This is a genomic window from Arthrobacter sp. CP30 (assembly GCF_053470025.1).
Map to the genome: position 1 here is coordinate 105156 of NZ_JBQEMM010000009.1, position 19144 is coordinate 124299.

At 67.4% G+C, this 19144-nt stretch carries 18 protein-coding genes and 2 pseudogenes; 12 read left to right on the forward strand and 8 right to left on the reverse strand.

Features of this window, described 5'->3' with window-relative positions; all coding sequences use genetic code 11:
* Both cobA and ACTIMO_RS12805 read left to right on the forward strand, forming a co-directional pair.
* Complete coding sequence (gene cobA / locus ACTIMO_RS12800) at positions 1 to 1107, forward strand: uroporphyrinogen-III C-methyltransferase (protein ID WP_448182633.1); 1107 nt, start codon at positions 1 to 3, stop codon at positions 1105 to 1107.
* Positions 1104 to 2225, forward strand: a complete 1122-nt coding sequence (locus tag ACTIMO_RS12805) for a uroporphyrinogen-III synthase (RefSeq protein ID WP_055768177.1) — start codon at positions 1104 to 1106, stop codon at positions 2223 to 2225. The genes cobA and ACTIMO_RS12805 overlap by 4 nt, the downstream gene beginning before the upstream one ends.
* A 15-nt stretch (positions 2226 to 2240) precedes the next feature.
* Here ACTIMO_RS12805 and ACTIMO_RS12810 read toward each other — a convergent pair whose 3' ends face one another.
* Genes ACTIMO_RS12810 through ACTIMO_RS12820 form a run of 3 tightly spaced genes read right to left on the reverse strand, consistent with a single transcriptional unit; the run spans position 2241 to position 7345 of the window.
* Complete coding sequence (locus ACTIMO_RS12810; protein ID WP_448182634.1) at positions 2241 to 3764, reverse strand: FAD-dependent oxidoreductase; 1524 nt, start codon at positions 3762 to 3764, stop codon at positions 2241 to 2243.
* Positions 3761 to 5938, reverse strand: a complete 2178-nt coding sequence (locus ACTIMO_RS12815) for a molybdopterin oxidoreductase family protein (protein ID WP_448182635.1) — start codon at positions 5936 to 5938, stop codon at positions 3761 to 3763. Before ACTIMO_RS12815 ends, ACTIMO_RS12810 begins: the two co-directional genes overlap by 4 nt.
* A gap of 3 nt (positions 5939 to 5941) precedes the next feature.
* Complete coding sequence (locus tag ACTIMO_RS12820; RefSeq protein ID WP_448182636.1) at positions 5942 to 7345, reverse strand: MFS transporter; 1404 nt, start codon at positions 7343 to 7345, stop codon at positions 5942 to 5944.
* Positions 7346 to 7614: 269 nt separating this feature from the next.
* Here ACTIMO_RS12820 and ACTIMO_RS12825 point away from each other — a divergent pair, with 269 nt between their 5' ends.
* From ACTIMO_RS12825 to ACTIMO_RS12835, 3 genes and pseudogenes are all read left to right on the forward strand, one after another.
* Complete coding sequence (locus ACTIMO_RS12825) at positions 7615 to 7752, forward strand: hypothetical protein (protein ID WP_448182637.1); 138 nt, start codon at positions 7615 to 7617, stop codon at positions 7750 to 7752.
* 342 nt (positions 7753 to 8094) lie between these two features.
* Positions 8095 to 9141 carry an NAD(P)-dependent alcohol dehydrogenase gene (locus tag ACTIMO_RS12830; protein ID WP_448182638.1) on the forward strand — a complete coding sequence of 349 codons (1047 nt, stop codon included), beginning with the start codon at positions 8095 to 8097 and terminating at the stop codon, positions 9139 to 9141.
* A 349-nt stretch (positions 9142 to 9490) separates the two neighbouring features.
* Positions 9491 to 9829, forward strand: a pseudogene (locus ACTIMO_RS12835) (VIT1/CCC1 transporter family protein); the annotation flags it as partial.
* A 391-nt stretch (positions 9830 to 10220) separates the two neighbouring features.
* Here ACTIMO_RS12835 and ACTIMO_RS12840 read toward each other — a convergent pair.
* Positions 10221 to 10553, reverse strand: coding sequence for a hypothetical protein (locus ACTIMO_RS12840; protein ID WP_448182639.1), 333 nt, complete (start codon positions 10551 to 10553; stop codon positions 10221 to 10223).
* A gap of 343 nt (positions 10554 to 10896) precedes the next feature.
* On the opposite strand from ACTIMO_RS12840, the gene ACTIMO_RS12845 reads away from it, so the two are divergent.
* From ACTIMO_RS12845 to ACTIMO_RS12860, 4 genes are all read left to right on the forward strand, one after another.
* Positions 10897 to 11040 (forward strand): hypothetical protein, encoded by a 144-nt coding sequence (locus ACTIMO_RS12845; RefSeq protein ID WP_191931580.1) that lies wholly within the window; start codon positions 10897 to 10899, stop codon positions 11038 to 11040.
* A gap of 90 nt (positions 11041 to 11130) precedes the next feature.
* The gene (locus tag ACTIMO_RS12850) at positions 11131 to 11304 is read left to right on the forward strand and encodes a hypothetical protein (RefSeq protein ID WP_191931579.1); all 174 of its coding nucleotides are present in this window, start codon (positions 11131 to 11133) and stop codon (positions 11302 to 11304) included.
* A 69-nt stretch (positions 11305 to 11373) separates the two neighbouring features.
* Positions 11374 to 12555, forward strand: a complete 1182-nt coding sequence (locus tag ACTIMO_RS12855; RefSeq protein ID WP_448182640.1) for a type IV secretory system conjugative DNA transfer family protein — start codon at positions 11374 to 11376, stop codon at positions 12553 to 12555.
* Positions 12556 to 12575: 20 nt separating this feature from the next.
* Positions 12576 to 12947 carry a DUF4913 domain-containing protein gene (locus ACTIMO_RS12860; protein WP_191931578.1) on the forward strand — a complete coding sequence of 124 codons (372 nt, stop codon included), beginning with the start codon at positions 12576 to 12578 and terminating at the stop codon, positions 12945 to 12947.
* Between the two features lie 75 nt (positions 12948 to 13022).
* On the opposite strand, the gene arfB is transcribed toward ACTIMO_RS12860, so the two are convergent.
* Positions 13023 to 13445 carry an alternative ribosome rescue aminoacyl-tRNA hydrolase ArfB gene (arfB, locus tag ACTIMO_RS12865; protein ID WP_191931577.1) on the reverse strand — a complete coding sequence of 141 codons (423 nt, stop codon included), beginning with the start codon at positions 13443 to 13445 and terminating at the stop codon, positions 13023 to 13025.
* 75 nt (positions 13446 to 13520) lie between these two features.
* Here arfB and ACTIMO_RS12870 point away from each other — a divergent pair, with 75 nt between their 5' ends.
* Complete coding sequence (locus ACTIMO_RS12870; RefSeq protein ID WP_152812338.1) at positions 13521 to 13874, forward strand: MmcQ/YjbR family DNA-binding protein; 354 nt, start codon at positions 13521 to 13523, stop codon at positions 13872 to 13874.
* Between the two features lie 268 nt (positions 13875 to 14142).
* Positions 14143 to 14751, forward strand: a pseudogene (locus ACTIMO_RS12875) (VIT1/CCC1 transporter family protein); the annotation flags it as partial.
* A gap of 227 nt (positions 14752 to 14978) precedes the next feature.
* Here ACTIMO_RS12875 and ACTIMO_RS12880 read toward each other — a convergent pair.
* From ACTIMO_RS12880 to ACTIMO_RS12890, 3 genes are all read right to left on the reverse strand, one after another.
* Positions 14979 to 15320, reverse strand: a complete 342-nt coding sequence (locus tag ACTIMO_RS12880; RefSeq protein ID WP_448182641.1) for a BON domain-containing protein — start codon at positions 15318 to 15320, stop codon at positions 14979 to 14981.
* Between the two features lie 1170 nt (positions 15321 to 16490).
* Positions 16491 to 16727 (reverse strand): hypothetical protein, encoded by a 237-nt coding sequence (locus tag ACTIMO_RS12885; protein WP_152812333.1) that lies wholly within the window; start codon positions 16725 to 16727, stop codon positions 16491 to 16493.
* Positions 16728 to 17389: 662 nt separating this feature from the next.
* The gene (locus ACTIMO_RS12890; RefSeq protein ID WP_448182642.1) at positions 17390 to 17842 is read right to left on the reverse strand and encodes a pyridoxamine 5'-phosphate oxidase family protein; all 453 of its coding nucleotides are present in this window, start codon (positions 17840 to 17842) and stop codon (positions 17390 to 17392) included.
* A 228-nt stretch (positions 17843 to 18070) separates the two neighbouring features.
* Between ACTIMO_RS12890 and ACTIMO_RS12895 the strand changes: the two genes are divergently transcribed.
* Positions 18071 to 19138, forward strand: coding sequence for an alcohol dehydrogenase catalytic domain-containing protein (locus ACTIMO_RS12895; protein WP_448182643.1), 1068 nt, complete (start codon positions 18071 to 18073; stop codon positions 19136 to 19138).
* The last annotated feature ends 6 nt before the right edge of the window (positions 19139 to 19144 follow it).

A 19144-nucleotide genomic window follows, 5' to 3' on the forward strand; every position in this document is an offset into this window, starting at 1 on the left:
ATGCAGCTCGACGTCGATCTGGCCGGGCAACGCGTCGTGGTCGTCGGGACCGAGCAGGCCTCGCGCAGGGTCCTGGCGCGGTATCGCGCCGCCGGGGCCGACGTCGAGCGCGTGGGCGGTGCCGCGGCGCTCCAACGGGGCGCCCTGGCGGGCGCGCGCCTCGTCGTCCTCGTCGAGGGAGCGCACGGGGGCGGATGCACCCCCCGGGCCGCGGACGTTCCGTCCGTGGCTGCCGGATCGGGGCCGGCGGGACCGGACCGGACCGACGTCGCCGGGGATCTGCGGGAACGCTGCCGGCACGCCGGTGTCCTGGTCGTCCGGGAGGAGGCCGCAGCCGGGGGGCCCGGCCACGTGACGCTGATCGGCGGCGGTCCGGGAGCGCTCGGCCTGCTCACGCTCGACGCCGCGGCCGCCCTCCGCGAGGCCGACGTCGTGCTGTACGACAGGCTGGCACCCACCGAGGACCTCGCCGTCCTCGCCCCGGCCGCGGAGCTGATCGACGTCGGCAAGCTGCCGGGGCACCACCGCGTCCCGCAGTCCGGCATCAACGACCTGCTCGTCCGGCACGCGCGGGAGGGGCGGCACGTGGTGCGGCTGAAGGGCGGGGACCCGTTCGTCTTCGGGCGCGGCAGCGAGGAGCTCGCTGTCTGCCTGGAGGCACGCGTCCCGTGCCGGGTGGTCCCCGGCGTCAGCTCCGCGATCTCGGTGCCGGCCGCGGCGGGTATCCCTGTCACGCACCGGGGCGTCAGCCACGTGTTCACGGTGGTCTCGGGCCACGCGCCCCTCTCCGAGGAGGAGCACCTGCACCTCGCCGGGCTCGGCGGGACCATCGTGGTCCTCATGGGCGTCTCGACGCTGCCCCAGCTGGTCGCGGGCCTCGGCCGCGCGGGAATGCGGCCGGACATGCCGGTCGCCGTCGTCGAGCGCGGCTACAGCGCGTCGCAGCGGACGACGGCGGGGACGCTCGCCACGATCGTGACCGCGGCGGGTGCCGCGCGCTGCCAATCGCCGGCGGTACTCGTGATCGGTGAGGTGGTGCGCGTGGGTCTGGAGCTGCAGGGCGGAGCGGCGCACCTGGCCCGCCTCACGGAATCGCTGGCCTCATGACCGAGACCCTCCGCATCGACACGTCCGGCGGACAGCTCGCCGGGTTCCGGATCGGGGTCACGTCCGACCGACGCTCCGGCGACCTCATCGACGCCCTGGAACGGCGTGGGGCCTCCGTGTTCCACGCCCCCGCGCTGAAGATCGCGCCCATCGCCGAGGACGTCGACCTGCTCGCCGACACGGCCGCCATCGTCGAGGCCCGGCCCGATCTCTTCCTCATCACGACGGCGTACGGCATGCGCAGGTGGTTCGAGGCCGCGGACGCCGCGGGCCTCGGTGACGATCTCCTGGACGTGCTCGGGAGCGGCCGGATCTACGTCCGCGGCCCGAAGGCGCGGGGTGCGGTGCGCGCCGCGGGGCTCGACGACGTCGGCATCAGTTCCGACGAGACCACGGCGACGCTCGTGGACGAGCTGCTGGAGCAGGACCTCGCCGGGCTGACAATCGGTGTGCAGCTGCACGCCTACGCGGATGCGCATCAGCTGGAACGCCTGCGGTCAGCCGGCGCCGCCCTCCTCACCGTGACGCCCTACCGGTGGATCAAGCCCGAGGGATCCGAGCGGTTGCCCCGCCTCATCGAGGCCGTGTGTGCGGGCCGGCTGGACTGCGTGACGTTCACGAGTGCACCGGCCGTCGACGCGCTGTTCAGCACCGCCGCGGAACAGGGGCTGCAGGAGGAACTGATCCAGCGTTTCCGGCGGAGCGTCCTCGCCGCCGCCGTGGGCCCGGTCACCGCGCAGCCCCTGGTCGATGCGGGGATCGAGCCGATCGTCCCCGAGCGCTTCCGTATGGGCGCGCTGATCCGCCTCGTGTGCGACCACCTCGCGGAACACCACGTGGAGCAGCTCCGCACGCGCGCCGGATACGTGGAGGTGCGCGGCCGGTCCGTGCGGGTCGACGACGTCGAGGTGGACCTCGCCCCCGCGCAGCTGGTGCTGTTCAAGGCGCTGCTCTCCGCGCGCGGCGCGGTGCTGAGCCGGGACGCGCTCACCTCCCTGCTCGCGCACACCGGGGCAGGGCACGCACTGGACATGAACGTGAACCGCCTGCGGAAGTCGCTGCCCGACCCGCACCTCGTCGAGACGGTGGTCAAGCGCGGGTACCGGCTGCACGTCTGAGCACCCGTTGCCCGCTCACGGGGCCACTGCCGCCGCGTAATGCTGCTCGATCGCCGACCGGATGTCCTCGTGGCAGCCTCCGCACCCGGTGCCGGCACGGGTCCCCGCGGACACCTCCTGTACCGTCGTGCAGCCCGCGCGGACGGAGGCCTCCACCGTGCCCCGCGTGATGCCGGCGCACCGGCACAGCGTCGCCTCCGGTCCCGGAAGGAGGGCCGGTGCCCCTCCCTCCACACCGTCGAGGCGCAGGAGGCTCGAGCGGTCGGCCGGCAGTTCGCTGCCCCGCTCGAAGAGCAGCACCAGTTCGGCGCCGGTCCGCGGCATGCCCACGCAGACCAGTCCCGCGAGGACGCCGTCGCGCGTCACCATCTTCGCGTAGCGGCCGTGGCCCGGGTCGGTCCATACGGCGACGTCGAGGCCGGGCTCCGTGGACCAGGGATCGGCGTCGGTCTCCCCGGCGGTCACGGCGTCGACACCGCGGGCCTTGAGGAGCAGGAGGGGGTCCCGCCGATCGGGCGGCCCGGCGGCGGCGGACGGGAGGGCGCCGGTGAGCTCGGCGGTGAAGGCCGCCCCGAGCTGGTCCGCCTGCTGCCAGCCCGGCCCGATCAGCCCCTGCGGCACGGTGGTTCCGGAGCATCCCGCGCAGGAGGGATCCCAGCAGCGCACCTCGGCGCAGTCGCCGATGGCCCAGATGTCCCGGGTGTCGAGCGCGCGGAGGTCGTGGTCCACGAGGATGCCGGCGGCGGTGTTGAGGTCGCAGCCATCCGCGAGCTCGGTCCGCGGACGGACACCGCAGGCGATCACCAGCGCCCCGCCCTCGACCTGCAGGCCGCCCTCGAGGGTGAGGCCCGAGAAACGCCCGTCCGTCAGGGTGATCCCTGTCGAGGCACCGCCCGTCACGGTGATACCGGTCCGGGCGAGCGCCGCTCCGAGGACGCGGGCGCCATCGCCGAGATGGCGTTCCAGCGGAGCGCGGCCGGAGTGGACGAGCGTGACGCGTGCTCCCTCCTCGGCGGCGGCGAGGGCGGCCTCGATGCCGAGGATCCCGCCGCCGAGCACCACGACGCGCCGGTCCGCGGCCATGGCCGAGGAGAGCGCCCGCGCGTCGGCGAGATCCCGGAGGAAGCTGACACCGGCAGGCAGCAGAGCGTCGTCGATCCCGGCGAGCCGGGGGAGGACGGGGCGCGAGCCGGTCGCGAGGACCAGGCGGTCGTAGTCGACGCTCCCACCGTCGTCGAGCAGCACGCGCCGGAACGGCCGGTCCACCCGGGTGACGCGCGCACCGAGCCGGACGTCGATGCCGAGGGTGGCCAGTGCCGCGGCGTCCGCGAGCCGGATGGCCCCCTCCCGGGTGCGGCCGACGGCGACATCCGCGACCAGGACGCGGTTGTATGCAGCCTCCGGCTCCTGGCCGATCACGGTCACCGCGACGGCGCCCGCAGCGACGAGCGGTTCGAGGTGTTCGAGAAGGCGTGCGGCGACGGGCCCGAAGCCCACGATCACGATCCGCTCGGCAGCGGATTCGCCCGTGGCCGTCATGCGTACACCTCCTGTACCTGATCGTCCCCCTGGGCGCGCGCGATGAGGCGGGTCACCCGTACCGGCGTCGTCTTGAACTCCGGCATGCCCGAGACCGGGTCGGTCGGCCCGCCCGTCAGGAGGTTCGCGCTCCCGGCGCCGGCGAAATGGAAGGCGAGGAACACCGTGTCCTGGCGGATGTCCGGGGTCAGGTGGACGGTGGCCTGCGCCTCCCCGTGCGTGCTGGTGACGAGGACGGGGTCGCCCTGGCCGATCCCGAGCCCCTGCGCCGTGGCGGGGTGCAGGTCCAGGCGGGGCCCTGGCCGGGCGGCGAGCAGCTCGGGCACGCGGCGCGTCTGCGTACCCGACTGGTAGTGCTCGAGCAGGCGGCCCGTCGCGAGGAGCAGGGGCGCCGGGACGCGGGCCGCCGCACTGTCGGCGCGCGGGGTGACGGGGACGAGGACGGCCCGGCCGTCGGAGTGGGCGAAGGTGTCGAGGAAGAGCCGGGGCGTGCCGGTGCTGCCGATCGGATAGGGCCAGTAGGCGGGGGAGCCGCCGTCGAGCACGGCGTAGTCGAGGCCGGAGTAGTCGGCAGGGCCGCCGGCACTCGCGCGCGCCAGCTCGTCGAACATGGTCTCCGGGTCCTCGCTGAACACCGAGGGGGCCTCCAGCAGGCGCGCGAGTTCCTGCATGATCCACAGCTCGCTCCGGGCGTCGGACGGCGGCGTGACGGCGGCGCGGCGGCGGAGGACGCGTCCCTCGAGGTTCGTCACGGTGCCCTCCTCCTCGGCCCACTGCAGCACCGGGAGCACGACGTCGGCGAGGGCAGCGGTCTCGGAGAGGAAGAAGTCCGAGACGACCAGCAGGTCCAGGGACTCCAGGCCCGCGATGACCGCGGAGGCGTCGGGTGCCGAGACCGCCACGTTGGCTCCGTGGACGAAGAGGCAGCGCGTGCCATCGGGTCGCCCCAGCGAGGCGAGCAGCTCGACCGCCGGAAGTCCCGGTCCGGGGATGGCGTCCTCGGGCACGCCCCACACGGATGCCAGGTGCGCGCGGGCCGCGGGGTCGGTGATCCTGCGGTAGCCCGGCAGCTGGTCCGCCTTCTGTCCGTGCTCGCGGCCGCCCTGCCCGTTGCCCTGACCCGTCAGGGTGCCGTACCCGCTTCCCGCGGTGCCGGGCAGGCCGAGGAGCAGCGCCAGGTTGATCGCGGCCGTGGTGGTGTCCGTGCCGTCGGCGTGCTGCTCGATGCCGCGCCCCGTGAGGATGTACGCACCGGGTCCGCCGGCCGTCCCGCTGCGGGCGCCGCGGGCGAGGAGCCTCGCCGTCGCGCGGATCAGCGGGGCCGGGACGCCGGTGACGGCCTGGACGCGCTCGGGCCACCAGCGCGCCAGTTCCCGGGCGACGTCCCCGTACCCCCGCGTCCGGGACGCGAGGAAGGCGCGGTCCTCGAGACCCTCGGCGACGACGACGTGCGCGAGCCCGAGCAGGAGCGCGAGGTCCGTCCCCGGGGTGGGCTGGAGGTGGAGGCCCTGCCCCTGTCCGGTCAGGCGTGCGGTGGCGGAACGGCGGGGGTCGACGACGATCAGTCCGCCCGCCGCCTGTGCGCCGCGGAGGTGCTGGATGAAGGGCGGCATGGTGTCCGCCGCATTGGACCCGAGCAGCAGCACCACCGACGCGTCGTCGAGGTCGGCCAGGGGGAACGGCAGGCCGCGGTCGACGCCGAAGGCACGGTTCCCGGCGGCTGCCGCGGAGGACATGCAGAACCGTCCGTTGTAGTCGATCCTCGAGGTGCGAAGGGCCAGCCGCGCGAACTTGCCGAGGGTGTACGCCTTCTCGTTGGTGAGCCCGCCGCCGCCGAAGACCGCGACGGCATCCTGGCCGTGCTCGGCCTGGATGCTCCGGACGCGTCGGGAGATGAGGGGGAGCACGGTGTCCCACGTCGATTCCCGGAGCACGCCGTCCGGTCCACGCAGCAGGGGAGCGGTGAGCCGGTCCGGGTGGCGGAGGAGGTCGGCGGCCGACCAGCCCTTCCGGCAGAGCCCGCCGCGGTTGGTGGGGAAGTCGCGGCCCGCGATCGTCGCGTCGTCGTGCCGTCCGGTGTCCCCGCGGACGCTCCCGGAGCCCGCCGTGACCGTCATGGCGCACTGGAGTGCGCAGTAGGGGCAGTGCGTCTCGGTTCCCACCTGGGCCGGCACGGATCAGACCTTGCCGACCGTGGACGAGCGGCGGAGGTAGAAGAAGCAGGTGACGGCGAGCATCAGGACGTAGCCGGCCACGAAGCCGTAGAAGGCGTTGTCATAGCTGCCGGTCGCACTGTTCGACGCGTTGAGCACCTGGGGGATCAGGAAGCCGCCGTAGGCACCGACGGCGGAGATGAGGCCGAGGGCCGCGGCTGACTTTCGGGCGGTACTGACCGACTCACGGACCTCCCCTGCCTGTCCCGCTGCGCCGCGCCGGGCGAAGATGATCGGGATCATCCGGTACGTGGCACCGTTGCCGGCGCCGGCCGCCGTGAAGAGGACCAGGAAGAGGCCGAGGAAGAGCCAGAAGTTGCCCAGGGGCAGCGTCCAGACCACGGTGAGGGCAATGGCCGCCATCACGGCGAAGGCGCACACCGTGATGATCGCACCGCCGAAGCGGTCCGCGAGACGCCCCCCGAACGGGCGGGCGAGCGAGCCGACCAGCGGGCCCAGGAAGGCCAGGGTGAGGCTGATCCCCATCATGTCGATGGTCCTGAAGGCCGGGAAGGAATCGGCGATCAGCTTCGGGAAGACGCCCGCGAAGCCGATGAACGAGCCGAACGTCCCGATGTAGAGGAGCGCCATGATCCAGAGGTGTGGCTCGCGGACCGCCGCGAGGGATCCGGCGAGGTCGCTCCTGGCGTTGGACAGGTTGTCCATGTACTTCCAGGCGCCGAACGCGGCGACCAGGATCAGCGGGACCCAGACCCACCCGGCGAAGGGGATGCCCAGGGTGAAGGCCGCTCCGAGGCCGATCACGACGGGGACCACGAACTGCGCGACGGCGGCACCGAGGTTGCCGCCCGCGGCGTTCAGCCCGAGGGCCCAGCCCTTCTCGCGGGCAGGGTAGAAGAAGGTGATGTTCGCCATCGAACTGGCGAAGTTGCCGCCACCGAGACCGGCGAGGGCGGCGACGGCGAGCATCACGCCGAACGGCGTCTCCGGGTTCGAGACGCACAGGGCCAGTCCGACGGCCGGGATGAGCAGGAGCAGGGCCGAGATGATGGTCCAGTTGCGTCCGCCGAATCTCGGCACCATGAAGGTGTAGGGGATGCGCAGCGTCGCACCGACGAGGGACGGCATGGAGATCAGCCAGAAGATCTGCGACGTCGTGAAGGTGAAGCCCGCCGCCGGCAGGTAGACGACGACGATGGACCAGAGCTGCCAGACGACGAAGCCGAGGAACTCGCAGGCGATGGACCACTGCAGGTTGCGTCTCGCGATGGACCTGCCGACGCCGTTCCACTGCGCGGTGTCCTCGGCATCCCAGCCGTCGATCCAGCGGCCGGGGCGATGGGTCAGCGCGGTGACGCCCGATGGTGGTGGGGCAAGGGTGGGGGATGCTGCCTCGTCGATGCTCACGGAGTCCTCCAGGGATGGTGTTCGAGCGTTTCCCCGAGGCTAGTGAGGCTGCGTTTCAGGTCCTGGCGCGCCGCGTGAACGATTCGTGACGATCACCTATCCGCGGCGCAGGTGCATCGTGAGAAGTTCCGGCGCGGTCCTCCTCCGGCGTCGACCGTGTGCCATGCCGGCCGGCTGTAGGTCTCCGGGGAGCCACCGGACGCGAAGAAGCAGGATCGGGGGTCTTGTCCTCGATGAGCCGTGCCGACCGGATTTAGGAGGGTGCGGCCGTGAGGAAGGAGTGCCTGCCGCAGGTCAAGAACCTGCTGGTGGGCCTGAACGCCCTCGGTGAGCACGGGCCGTTCGGTCAGCGGCCCCCGAAGCAGCTCCCGCTCACCTCGTCCTGCATGATTGAGGCGTGCCGTTGAGCTTCCCAAGCCACTCGACGATGGCGGCGCGCGCAATCAGTAGCGCTGGATTCGGTAAGATCGACTGTCGAGCATCGACCGCCGACGAATCCGCTACGACGAACAGATCGGCTACTACGTAGGGATCGCTGATCAGGCACTGTCGAAGAGGTGCCGATCGTGGGGCCTCAGACGATGCGCTGGCGGTCACCCGGCGTCAACAGGGTCCACCCCGCGTCCTGTGTACCTCGAGGCCGCGGTCACCATCGACCGACACCAACACGCCAGCTGTCGTGAAGACGCACTGATGCCTCATCTGTACGCCCACAGCCTGCCCACACCCCGCCCTTTTCAAGGAGAATCATGCGCACCGTCAACGCCGTCGCGGCACCGTCCGCCACCGAACCACTGATCAGGACCACCATCGAGCGCCGCGACGTCGGCCCCAAGGACGTCCTGATCGACATCGCCTACTCCGGCGTCTGCCATTCCGACATCCACACCGTCCGCGGCGAGTGGGGCGACATCCAGTACCCCCAGGTCGTCGGCCACGAGATCGTCGGCACCGTGAGTGAGATCGGCTCCGAGGTCACCAAACACAAGGTCGGCGACCGCGTCGGCGTGGGCTGCATGGTCAACTCCTGCGGTGAGTGCGAATACTGCGTCCGCGGCGACGAGCAGTACTGCGCTGAAGGCAACATCCAGACGTACGGCGGCGTCGACCCCGCCGACGGCACCATCACCCAGGGCGGCTACTCGCAGGCCGTCGTCGTCACCGAAGACTTCGTGCTCCGCGTCCCCGAGAGCCTCGACTTCGAGAAGGTCGCCCCGCTGCTCTGCGCCGGGATCACCCTTTATTCGCCGCTGCACCACTGGAAGGCAGGCCCGGACACGAAGGTGGCCATCGTGGGCCTCGGCGGTCTCGGCCACATGGGCGTGAAGATCGCCGCTGCCCTCGGCGCCGAGGTCACGGTGCTCTCGCAGACGACCTCAAAGAAAGAGGACTCCCTGCGGTTCGGCGCGAAGGCCCACTACGCCACGAAGGACCCCGAGACCTTCACGGAGCTCGCCAACTCGTTCGACCTGATCATCAACACGGTCTCGGCGAAGGTGGACATGGGTGCCTACCTCGGCCTCCTCAAGGTCGACGGGACCCTCGTGAACGTGGGCGCTCCTTCCGAGCCCCTCGGTGTCCCCGCGTTCGCCCTGATCCCGGGCCGCCGCAGCTGGGCAGGTTCGATGATCGGCGGAATCCGCGAGACGCAGGAGATGCTCGACTTCTGCGCCGAGCACGGCATCCACCCCGAGACCGAGCTCATCGGTGCCGACGACATCAACGACGCCTACGAGCGTGTGCTGAACTCTGACGTCCGCTACCGCTTCGTCATCGACGCCGCCACCTTCGCCTGACGCGTGCGAAGGAGGAACGGGTCACCTTCACCCCCCCTCGGTGAAGGTGACCCGTTCCGCCACCACACACGCGGGGCTTATACCCCCACGGATGACGACCACTTCAGACGGCGGAACCTATCGCTGCGCCCGTCAACTCTCGGCAGCGTCGACCTGCCTGATGAGGAAGCGGACACTCCAGCCAGGGACGGAGTGGGGTGCGCGGGTAGAACTGCCGGCGAAACCTCCTGAGGCATGACTGCCCGACAGCCCGTTCCGGAGGGTCAAGGCACGCCGGCTGCTGCGGTGCCGGTCTCAGGTGAGCCGTTCCTGCGTGGCTGGAGCCGGACGTCGGGTGTTGACTGCTTCCATGACGGATGAACAGGGTCTGGTCGAGCCCCATGACAGTGGTGTTGCGGCACGGTTGAACCGGCTGCGGGCTGCCGTGGCGGGAGCCAACGACGGGATCGTGTCCACAGCGGCCACGGTGATCGGAGTCGCCGGCGTGACGAACACCCTCGCGCCGGTCCTGGTCGCCGGCACCACAGCGGTCGTGGGCGGATCCGTCTCGATGGCCCTGGGCGAGTACGTGTCGGTCAGTAGCCAGAAGGACAGCCAGAAAGCCCTGATCGAGAAGGAGAGGCAGGAGCTGCGGGAAGATCCCGACGGTGAGCTCGACGAGCTGGCCGGATTGCACCCTCGAGAAGGCCCGCAAGGCCGAACGGGAGCAAGCCGAAGGGCGGCACTGGTGCGCTTCGCATCGGCGTCACCGCGACGGTCGAGAGCCCTGACCAGCTGCAGGCTGTCGAGGCGAAGATCATGTGGAACGCTGCCACTGGTGTCGGAGGGGCCAACCCTCTCGACGCCGGCCCGCTCTGGCGGGAGCTCGCGTGTCTTCCGGCTTCGATGCAGCGGCAGATGGCGCCGAGATCCACGCACGGCGCCTGATGACCCTCACCGGGCTCATCGAACTGGTGTTCAAGGAACCGCTGGATGCGAAAAAGCAGGAACAGACGGTGCTGTCCATGGTGATCGCCATGGCGGCCGAGAAGCAGAAGTTGAGAGCCGGCAACCGCTGGTCGGGGACGTTGTCGACGCCATCAAGTCCGCGCCACCGCAGATCCAGTCGGCTCAAGAACTTCCTGGCCGGCCTGAACGCCCTCGGTGAGCACGGCCCGTTCGGCGACGTGTTCTGCCAGCACACCACCAAGGAAATAGAGATCGACGCCTCCGTTGACTTCGATATTTCCCTCATCGACGAATCGCAGCTGACGCTCCGCGCCGCGGTGCAGACAGTGTGCTGGTCCTACGGTCAGGCCGGCATCTCGGCCGCGAAGACCCTCGCCGACGCGGGCCTGATGGAGGAACGCCACCACCTGATGATCATGGACGAGCTGTGGCAATCCCTGAGCGCCAGTGAGCTGCTGGTGCACCAGATCGACTCCATCACCCGCCTGAACCGGACCGAGGGCCTGGGGCAACTGATGATCACGCACTTCATCGAGGACCTACAGCTGTCCACCGACGAGCTGACGAAAATCGCGACCGGTTTCGTGGAACGCTCCTCCGTAAAAATCCTCGGCGGACTCGCGCAGAACGAGTCGGACCTGCTGGACCGGTGTTCCCGTCTCGGAGCGGGAGAAGGCCCTGCTGGTCGGCTGGTCGGCTGGTCGGCTGGTCGCCGAAGGGTCGATGAACCCCAACACCAGTCAGGTGTCACCGCCCCCCCCCCCGGACGTGGACCGAGGAAAACGGCCCCGTCATCGCCTCTCGTTCGTGGTCCTCGCTGCGTTCGCCGCGGTCGCCCTCATCCACCTTGCCGACGCGTTCACACCGGTTCCCACCGACCTGTCATGGAACCCGATCACCCTCGTCATTGGCCTTGCCACCGGGGATCCGTGGCCGGCGGCCGCGAGCTAGCTGCTCGGCGCCGAAGCGGTCGTGGTCATCGCTGCCTTTGCGAGGTGGAGGACCCGCCCGGTGTCACGCACCGCCGAGGTATCCCGTCGAATGAGTCCCGGCGGAAAGATGCGCCCGGCGATGCTCGATGCCCGCCTCACCGAAGCCGCCCGCCTCCACCCGACCGCCGAAAGCATCGGCCCGGGCCCGACCATCGGGTATGCCGGCGACGCCGGGGCCAAAGCAGTTATTCAGGGCTGGCGGGAGTGCTCGACCTACGTCTGAGGGGTAGGGCGGGGTAAGTCGACACCACAGGTCGTTCGTCACGCCACCGAAGCGCCCGGCCCGTAGGTGATGACCAGCAACAAGGTCGACGGCGTTGCCGAGGTCCTGGCCGCCCGCACAACAATGGAAACCGCTACCGGAACGGTGTGGCTGTTCGACCCGCAGCGGATCTGGCGCGACAGCCACCGACCCGCCATGATCTTCAACCCACTCACCTGTGTCACGGATACGGTGAGCGCAGGCGAGGTTGCCTCAATCTTTGAAACCTCGTCGGCACCCAACGCCGGTCAAGGCAAGGGGGACGCGCAGTTCGACTCGCAGGGACGTGACTTCCTGGCCTGGTGCCTCCTCGCCGCCGCCAAAAATGACGGCACTATGAAGGACGTCCTGCGGTGGGTGGTTAGCGCGGACTTCATGGAACCAGCCGTACTCCTCGAGCGTGCCGGCTTTGCGGGCCCGGCATCGGCAATGAAGGGCATGAGCGCCCAACCAGACGACACCCGCGGGTCCGTGGCCGCCAGCGCCCAGCGCATGGCCTCAGCGTTGGTACACGACGAGCTCGTGGCGTGGTCGACGCCGACCCCGGGCGTCCCGGTGTTTGATCCGGCCCGATTTGTGACCGGCAAGGACACGCTGATCCTGCTCTCGCAGGATGCTGCAGGCTCCGGCGCAGCGTTCGTGTCCATGCTGGTCTATGCGGTGTTCACGGCCGCGCAGCAGGCCGCCCGTCGTGCCGGTGGCCGCCTTCCGGTGCCTCTAGTCGCTGACCTGGACGAGGTCGGGAACGTCGTCAAACTCAAGCAGCTGCCCGACTGGTATTCGTTCTTCGGGTCCATGGGCATCGTCGTCAGCTCCTACTTCCAGACCCGCGGGCAGGGGATGGCCATGCTCGAACGCACCGGGTGGGACACCCTCTGGTCCGCGGCCGCCATCAAGGTCTACGGCGGCGGGTCCGACGACACACAGTTTCTCGAGTCGCTGTCCAAGACGATCGGCCAGTACGACGCGAAGGTCCGCAGCTCCTCGACCTCGAGAAACGGGTCCTCCCGGTCCGTGCAGACCCAGCGCCGCGACATCCTGTCCGTCTCCCAGCTCTCCGAACTCCCCGCCAACCGAGCATGGGTGAAGACCTCCAACGGAGGCGGAACCATCGTCCGCACCGTCCCCTGGTTCCGAGACAAAACGATCAACACCCGCATCGGGGAAACAGTCGACCGCATCAAGGGCCAAAAGACAGGGATGCCGTCATGACGGGAACTACAAACACGACCGTGAGTGGTACCGAACCTAACGGTCAGGGCGAGGGGGCAGAGCTCACCTACACCCCGGAAGACCTCGTGGACTGGGTGGAAAGCCTCGTAGCAATACTCGAGTCCGTGGATCGGTCGCAAAACCAGTACTGGTGCTCCCGGTGGTGGAACCACCCAGAAGCCGTCGACCGGTTCAGGGGGCTGTACGAGCAGTGGCTTGATGCCCAAGCAAACGGTGGCGTGTCGTCCTGGTGGATCGACCACTTCGACCGCCACGCTGTTGTCCTATTCGCTAAACGTGGGCCATTCGGAGAATGCGGGACCACCCATTCCGAGAAGACGACCCGACGGGTGCTTGCCACCGAGCAGCCGCCTCAAGATTGGGCGTGGTGAACGCATGCTGCTGTGTGCTTCTCGTCCTCGTTGCTAAGTCCGCGTGCGTCACGAAGCACCGGCCACAGCGAGCCGTTACTCGCTGGTGGGCCGTCGGCGTTGTCGCTTGGTCGCGGATCGCTGCTGCTTGTACGCCGAACGGCGCCGTTCAGAGCCGCGTGTGGGACGCGTCGCGCGGCGCAGAGGGGGCGAAGGGGTAAGTGCGGCGGCCACAATTTCGCGGAGCGCCTTGAGAGCGATTTCGCGGTTACGCAACTGGGACCGCTGCTCCGACACCGTTACCGTGATCGCGCCCGAGACAACGCTCCGGTCGAGCTGGTGAACGATTCGCATCCGTTGCTCATCGCTTAGCGCCGACGATTCCAATGCCACCCAGGTGAGTTGCACCCGACTGTCAGAAGTGTTGACATGCTGCCCGCCAGGCCCGGACGACCTTGAGAACTTCCACTGCAATTCGGTCGCCGGAATGATCAAGTCCGATGTCACTTCAAGATCCACGCAGTAAGCGTGCCACGCCAGGGGTGTCTGGCGGCAGCGCCAACTAATGAAGGTCGTTCCGTCGACTGACTAACCGTGCGCGGCAGCAACCGCGCTGCCGGGCGACCGGCGGTGTGCCGTCACTCGACGGCGCTGAGCAAATCGGATGTCCGGGCGCTCTGCCTGGGCTTTCCGGACCTGGTCGAGAAAATCAGGTGGCGGCAGCCTGCCTGGTTCGCGCGCACCATGTTCGCCCGGATGTACGACGAGGACACCCTCAGCGTGAAGTCGGAGGAAAGCCTCGCGCTCATCCATGCGCAAGCGGAACCATCCCTCGTCGACCCCTACGGCAGGGGAGATGAGAGCACGGTGCTTGTACTGCTGGGCAGGATTGACCGCGCCGAACTCGAGGAACTTCTCATCGAGCCATACCGGCTCGCCAGCATCTGACGCGATAGGCGCCTCAGCCGTGATCTCCGTGTACGGGTCGGATGCCGGCCGAGGAGGGGGACAGCCCGACGCTCACCGAGTCCGGCGGACCCGATGCCGCACTCAGGTTATGGGAGGAGTGCGATGGTCAGGACGACTGCTGCGAGGATGAACAGCGCTATCGCTACCGGGATGGAGCGTTTGACGGTTCCGGTGGAGAAGCGGGTGAGGACCTTCTGCAATCGGGCCCGGACCTTATCGCCATGAGCTATGCCCAGACCCAACAGGCGCGGCCACGGTGATCGGAGTCGCCGGCGTGACGAACATCCTCGCGCCGATCCTGGTCGCCGGCACCGCCGCGGTGGTGGGCGGGTCCGTCTCGATGGCCCTGGGCGAGTACGTATCGGTTAGTAGCCAGAAGGACAGCCAGGAAGCCCTGATCGAGAAGGAGAGGCAGGAGCTGCGGGAGGATCCCGACGGTGAGCTCGACGAGCTGGCCGGATTGTACGAGGCCAATGGCCTCACGCCCGCCACGGCCCGGCAGGTTGCTGTCGAACTGACGGGTCATGACGTCCTGGCCGCCCACCTCTCAGCCGAACTGAACATCGACGAACTCGAGGTCGTCAACCCCTGGCATGCAGCGTTAGCTTCCGCTGCAGCGTTCGCGGCTGGTGCCGTCCTACCGCTGCTCGCGATCCTCCTTCTGCCGAAGGAGGTCCGCATACCACTGACCTTCGTCGCGGTCCTGGTGGCACTGACCATCACCGGGGCTGTCAGCGCCCACGTCGGCGGGAGCTCCCGGCGGCGTGCCATGCTCCGCCTCGTCCTCGGCGGCGCACTGGCGATGGCGTTCACCTACCTCGTCGGCGCCCTCCTCGGCACCACCGGCATGGTCTAACCGCGGCATGCTCTAAGCGAGGCATGGTCTATCCACGGCATCGTCTCACCGGTCGTGCGCCGGCGATCCGGAGTCGATACTGGCATGAGGTTCCGTTCTTTCTGTCCGCCGTCGGCGGTCGCGGATCCTACGCCGGAGACCCCGCATGGCGCAGTCGAGTAGCAACTGTTGGAGGGCGTAGGGCACACCTGGTGGGTTCTAATGGAACAGTGGAATTACCGCATCGCTCAGGACTGAGGCTTGATCCGGAGATTGTTCTGCACGGCGCTCACCATTGGATCGCACCAGCAGGCTAGACCGGCCCTGCATCTGTCCTGCGAGGATGCGGCCGTACCGGTAAGAATTACTGTTCCGCCTTCCATGGACACACTCAGACCGACACATTGTGCAGCGGACCTTATCGCCTGCTCCACAAGGGATCGGACGCCGAGCGGATCATCAACCGAACCCAAGGTGCTCTGTCTCGGAGCAGCAGTGCCTGCTTGAAGAGTCGTTAGGATGCCCCCGGTTTGTGGCTCAGCCTTGTCTTGAGGTTGAGGTTGAGGTCGGTCGTCACCGTGGCTTCTCATGCTTCAAGCGTGGAATCCGGTGAGGTCAGCAACCAGAGCCGAAGGTCACTACCAGTGATACGTCAGCGGCAATCGATGACGCGAAGCTCGTGCACGAGGTTCCAATTGATGATCACAGGGATCTTGTGTCCGGTGAGCGATAAAGACGCGAAGGGGTCTTTCGGCCCTGTCGGTAGTCCGGTGGTTGAGGTGGGATGGATAGCACTCACCTGATATCGCCCGATACGGGTGCCTTTGTGGGAGCTGCGCCGCGGAAGCCTCAGTGTCTGCGGGGTAGGTCTTTGATACGACTGGAAGGTTCTCTTGTGAATACCATCAGTACGCTGTGGGTCGGGCTCGATTCCGTTGTGAAACAGTGGTTGATCAGCAATCCCGGAACGGTTGTCCTGCCACGAACACTTGTGAACCGTGTGGAGGCGACCACCGGCGAAAAGCTCAGCAGTGACGAGCATGGGGAGCATAGGTTCTCGGGAGTGGAAGTCGTGTTCCTCAGGGCACAGGCTCGTGCAGCGGGCTCTTCCACCAGTCTGACAACTAGCCCTCCGCCGCTTGCATCCGTGTCGCCAGTTCTCCGTCAATTCCCTGTAGAGGCCCTAGACCGGTGAACGCCTCAGCGAAGGCTCAGGCGGCAGCACATTCCGCCGCGACGCATAACACGGACCCAGGTGCTGTAGCGCATGCTGCTACCAGCCCCGGATCTGTTTCCCGGCTATCTCTGCGCGAGAAGTCCATGGCAGCCCACCCGTCTTCGGTAGGGCAAAAATTTCAGGTCCTGATTGCAACAGATACGTCTCTGAGGACAGTGCGGATCATCGTCCATGGCCGCGTGACGTCAGTGAACCTGCGCGGACTGGACCTGGTCGTGCGCCGTGCGGGTACCTTGGCTCAGGGCAGCACTGTCATCGTCGATCTCAGCGGAGCACAAGCATGGGAGTCCGTGCGACCCGATCTGAGTGCTAGGGCATTCACAGTTCGTCTGGCGACAACCATGGCTTGCCCCGCGCCCCGTAACCTGCAGATCGTGCAGCCTCTTTATTTGGAGCCGTAGATCTCTACCGTCGGCTTTGACACACGTCGGCTCCTGCCATGTCAGCATTTCCTTTTCTGACAAAGGTAGGCAGGTAGGTAGGCTACGTGACCAGCACTACGCTTCGGTGACGGTAGGAAGGATCAGAAGCGGCGTGGATGAAAAGCGGCTGTGGCGGCATCTGGATGGAGCGATGAGGCAGCTTTCTCTGACGCAGGTGTCTTTGACGGGGCTTCTGCCTTCGCGAGAAGATCAGATCCGCTCCGGTCCGCTGCAGCACCGGTCTGCTGCACTTCGCGTAGCAGTCGAGCAATTTGGCCTTGGTGCGCATCCTTCTCGGTGACCTGGATATGGAAACCTCCTAAGGTGATGTCGTACATGCGCTCATCCGGCCGCGTGCTAACGCTTTGAGGGACGTCCGCGAGAACTGCTTCCCATCTGGGGCATTCGCCTTCCGGAATTTCAGCGGACCATAGCCGCGTCACCCCCGTGATGCCGCCGCTACGCTGGACACTTAAGTGCACGATGTACTCCTGCCGTCTCGATGGGCCGTACTCGTCAGGTGCAGTAGAACCAGCCGGGCGGGCGCCATCCGGCAGAGACGGTGTGATCGCGGGTGCGTCCGCAGCGCGTGCAGCAGTACCAGGCGTGGGAGGGCTTCACTCGCCCGTTGGGAAGGGTCAGGGGTTCGGTGTACTTGGTGAAGACCAGGGAGTCCTCCGAACCGCACATCAGGCACATTGGAGTAAGGGGACGGGGACCGGTCCCGGCGCGCGCCCGGGCGGTGATGCTGTTCCCGGGCACTGAGATCACCGCAGGCTGTATTGCTTGGTCCTGATCCATAATGATTTCCTTCTCTCGTTAGTAACCAGATGGAGCGCTTGCCGGGATGCTTGAGCTGGCACCATCGACACCGATCGGTGGAGGAGATCGAGGGATCCAATAAGGGACATTACTTTGCACCCGATCTGTCCGCCTGGTCTGTTCACATGATCTGTCTGTGTGAACTATCTGTGTGGTGGGGGCGCATTGATAGGCCGGCTTAGTGGGTGGTGTGGAACCGCCGGCCTCGCACGTGCTCCGGCGTGAAGTCGAAAAATAAGTCGCGTAACCCTGGTGCCCACGGTTCCTCAGCGACCTTGCCCCAGAGGATGGAAAGCCTGTCAGGGTCCTGAACCCGGGTAGCGGGTCCGTTGACGAGGATGGCCCATCCGCTCTGTGTGGTCATATCCACGAAGTCGGTTTGGAACGCCGCGTGTTCGAGGTAGCTGGTCGCAATGAGACCGTCGGCCCTAGTCCTGAAATAGACGTGCTCGTCGAGGACGAAATAGTTGACGGGGAATATGTTCAGCAGCCCTTCGCGGAGGAACCCGAGACGACCCATCGTCTGTGTGGTTGCCAACGCCCAGCACTGGGACGGCGTCAGCACCTCGGAGGCGTGCAGTGTTCCCGGGCTATCCCAGTAGCTGTCCTGACGTGAAGGCGTTGTCATCATGCGGTCCTTCCATGATGTGGGCCTCGCGCCCACTCTTGTCGGTCCTGTTCCTGCGCGTCACTCTGGGATCGGAGTGACGCCATCCGGCACATCGGTAACGGGTGGCTGATATCGACGCTACGGGGGAGCCCTGCATGGATATCAGGGCCGAAAGACCCTGATCGAGCGGTTACCGGTCTGTGATCGTAGAAGACAGGGAGCAGGACTTATCGGAGGGAAAGGTCACTCGTGAAGGCTTTTCAGTACAGAAGTATCGGCAGAGCCCCGGAGGTCGTTGACGTTCCCGTACCGGTTCCTGGGCCGGGAGAGGTGCTGCTTCGTGTAAGCGCTGCGGGGGTCTGCCATTCAGACGAGTTCATCATGAGTCTGCCGGAAGAGCAGTACGTGTACGGGCTCCCGCTGACCCTTGGGCACGAATGTGCCGGCATTGTCGAATCTCTCGGTGAGGGGGTGAAGGGAATCAGCGTCGGGGAGTCGGTGCTTGTTTATGGTCCCTGGGGTTGCGGGCGCTGCTATGCGTGCTCCCGCGGTGAGGAGAACTACTGCGAGAGCGCTGCGGTCCAAGGTATCCGCCCACCCGGTCTTGGTGCGCCTGGCGCGATGGCTGAGTACCTGTTAGTCGACGACGCGCGGCACCTCGTCTCGTTGGGCGGCCTCGACCCGGTGACCTGCGTGTCTTTGACCGATGCGGGCCTGACGCCCTATCACGCGATCAAGAAGAGCCTGCCGATCCTGGTACCAGGATCGGTAGCAATAGTCATTGGCGCGGGCGGTCTCGGACACGTTGCGGTGCAAATCCTCCGCGCGATCACGCCCAGTTTGGTGATAGCGCTCGACACTGCCGGGGACAAGATCGATCTGGCGCGAGCCGTCGGAGCACACTTCGGGTTCGTGACTGGCGGAGCAGCAGAGACGATGTTGATGCTTGAGGAGGAGATTCGCGCGCTATCCGGCGGACGGGGCGCGGCGGCCGTCTTTGACTTCGTCGGCATCCAATCGACCACAGAACTCGCTGCCCGCCTCGTTGGCGTCGGCGGGGAGATCGTCGTCGTCGGGGTCGGCCCCGGGACAGTGCAGGTCGGGTTCTTTTCAACGCCGTGGGAGTCATCGGCGAGAGCCCCTTACTGGGGATCTCGATCCGAGCTCATTGAAGTCCTGGAACTGGCCCGCACGGGCAGGATCAAGGTCGAAATTGAACGCTTCAGCCTTGATGAGGCGCCCCGCCTACGAGTCGCTCCACGCCGGCACCCTTCGGGGACGAGCCGTCGTCATCCCGTCTCAGGCCCAAGATCCTGAGCTTGA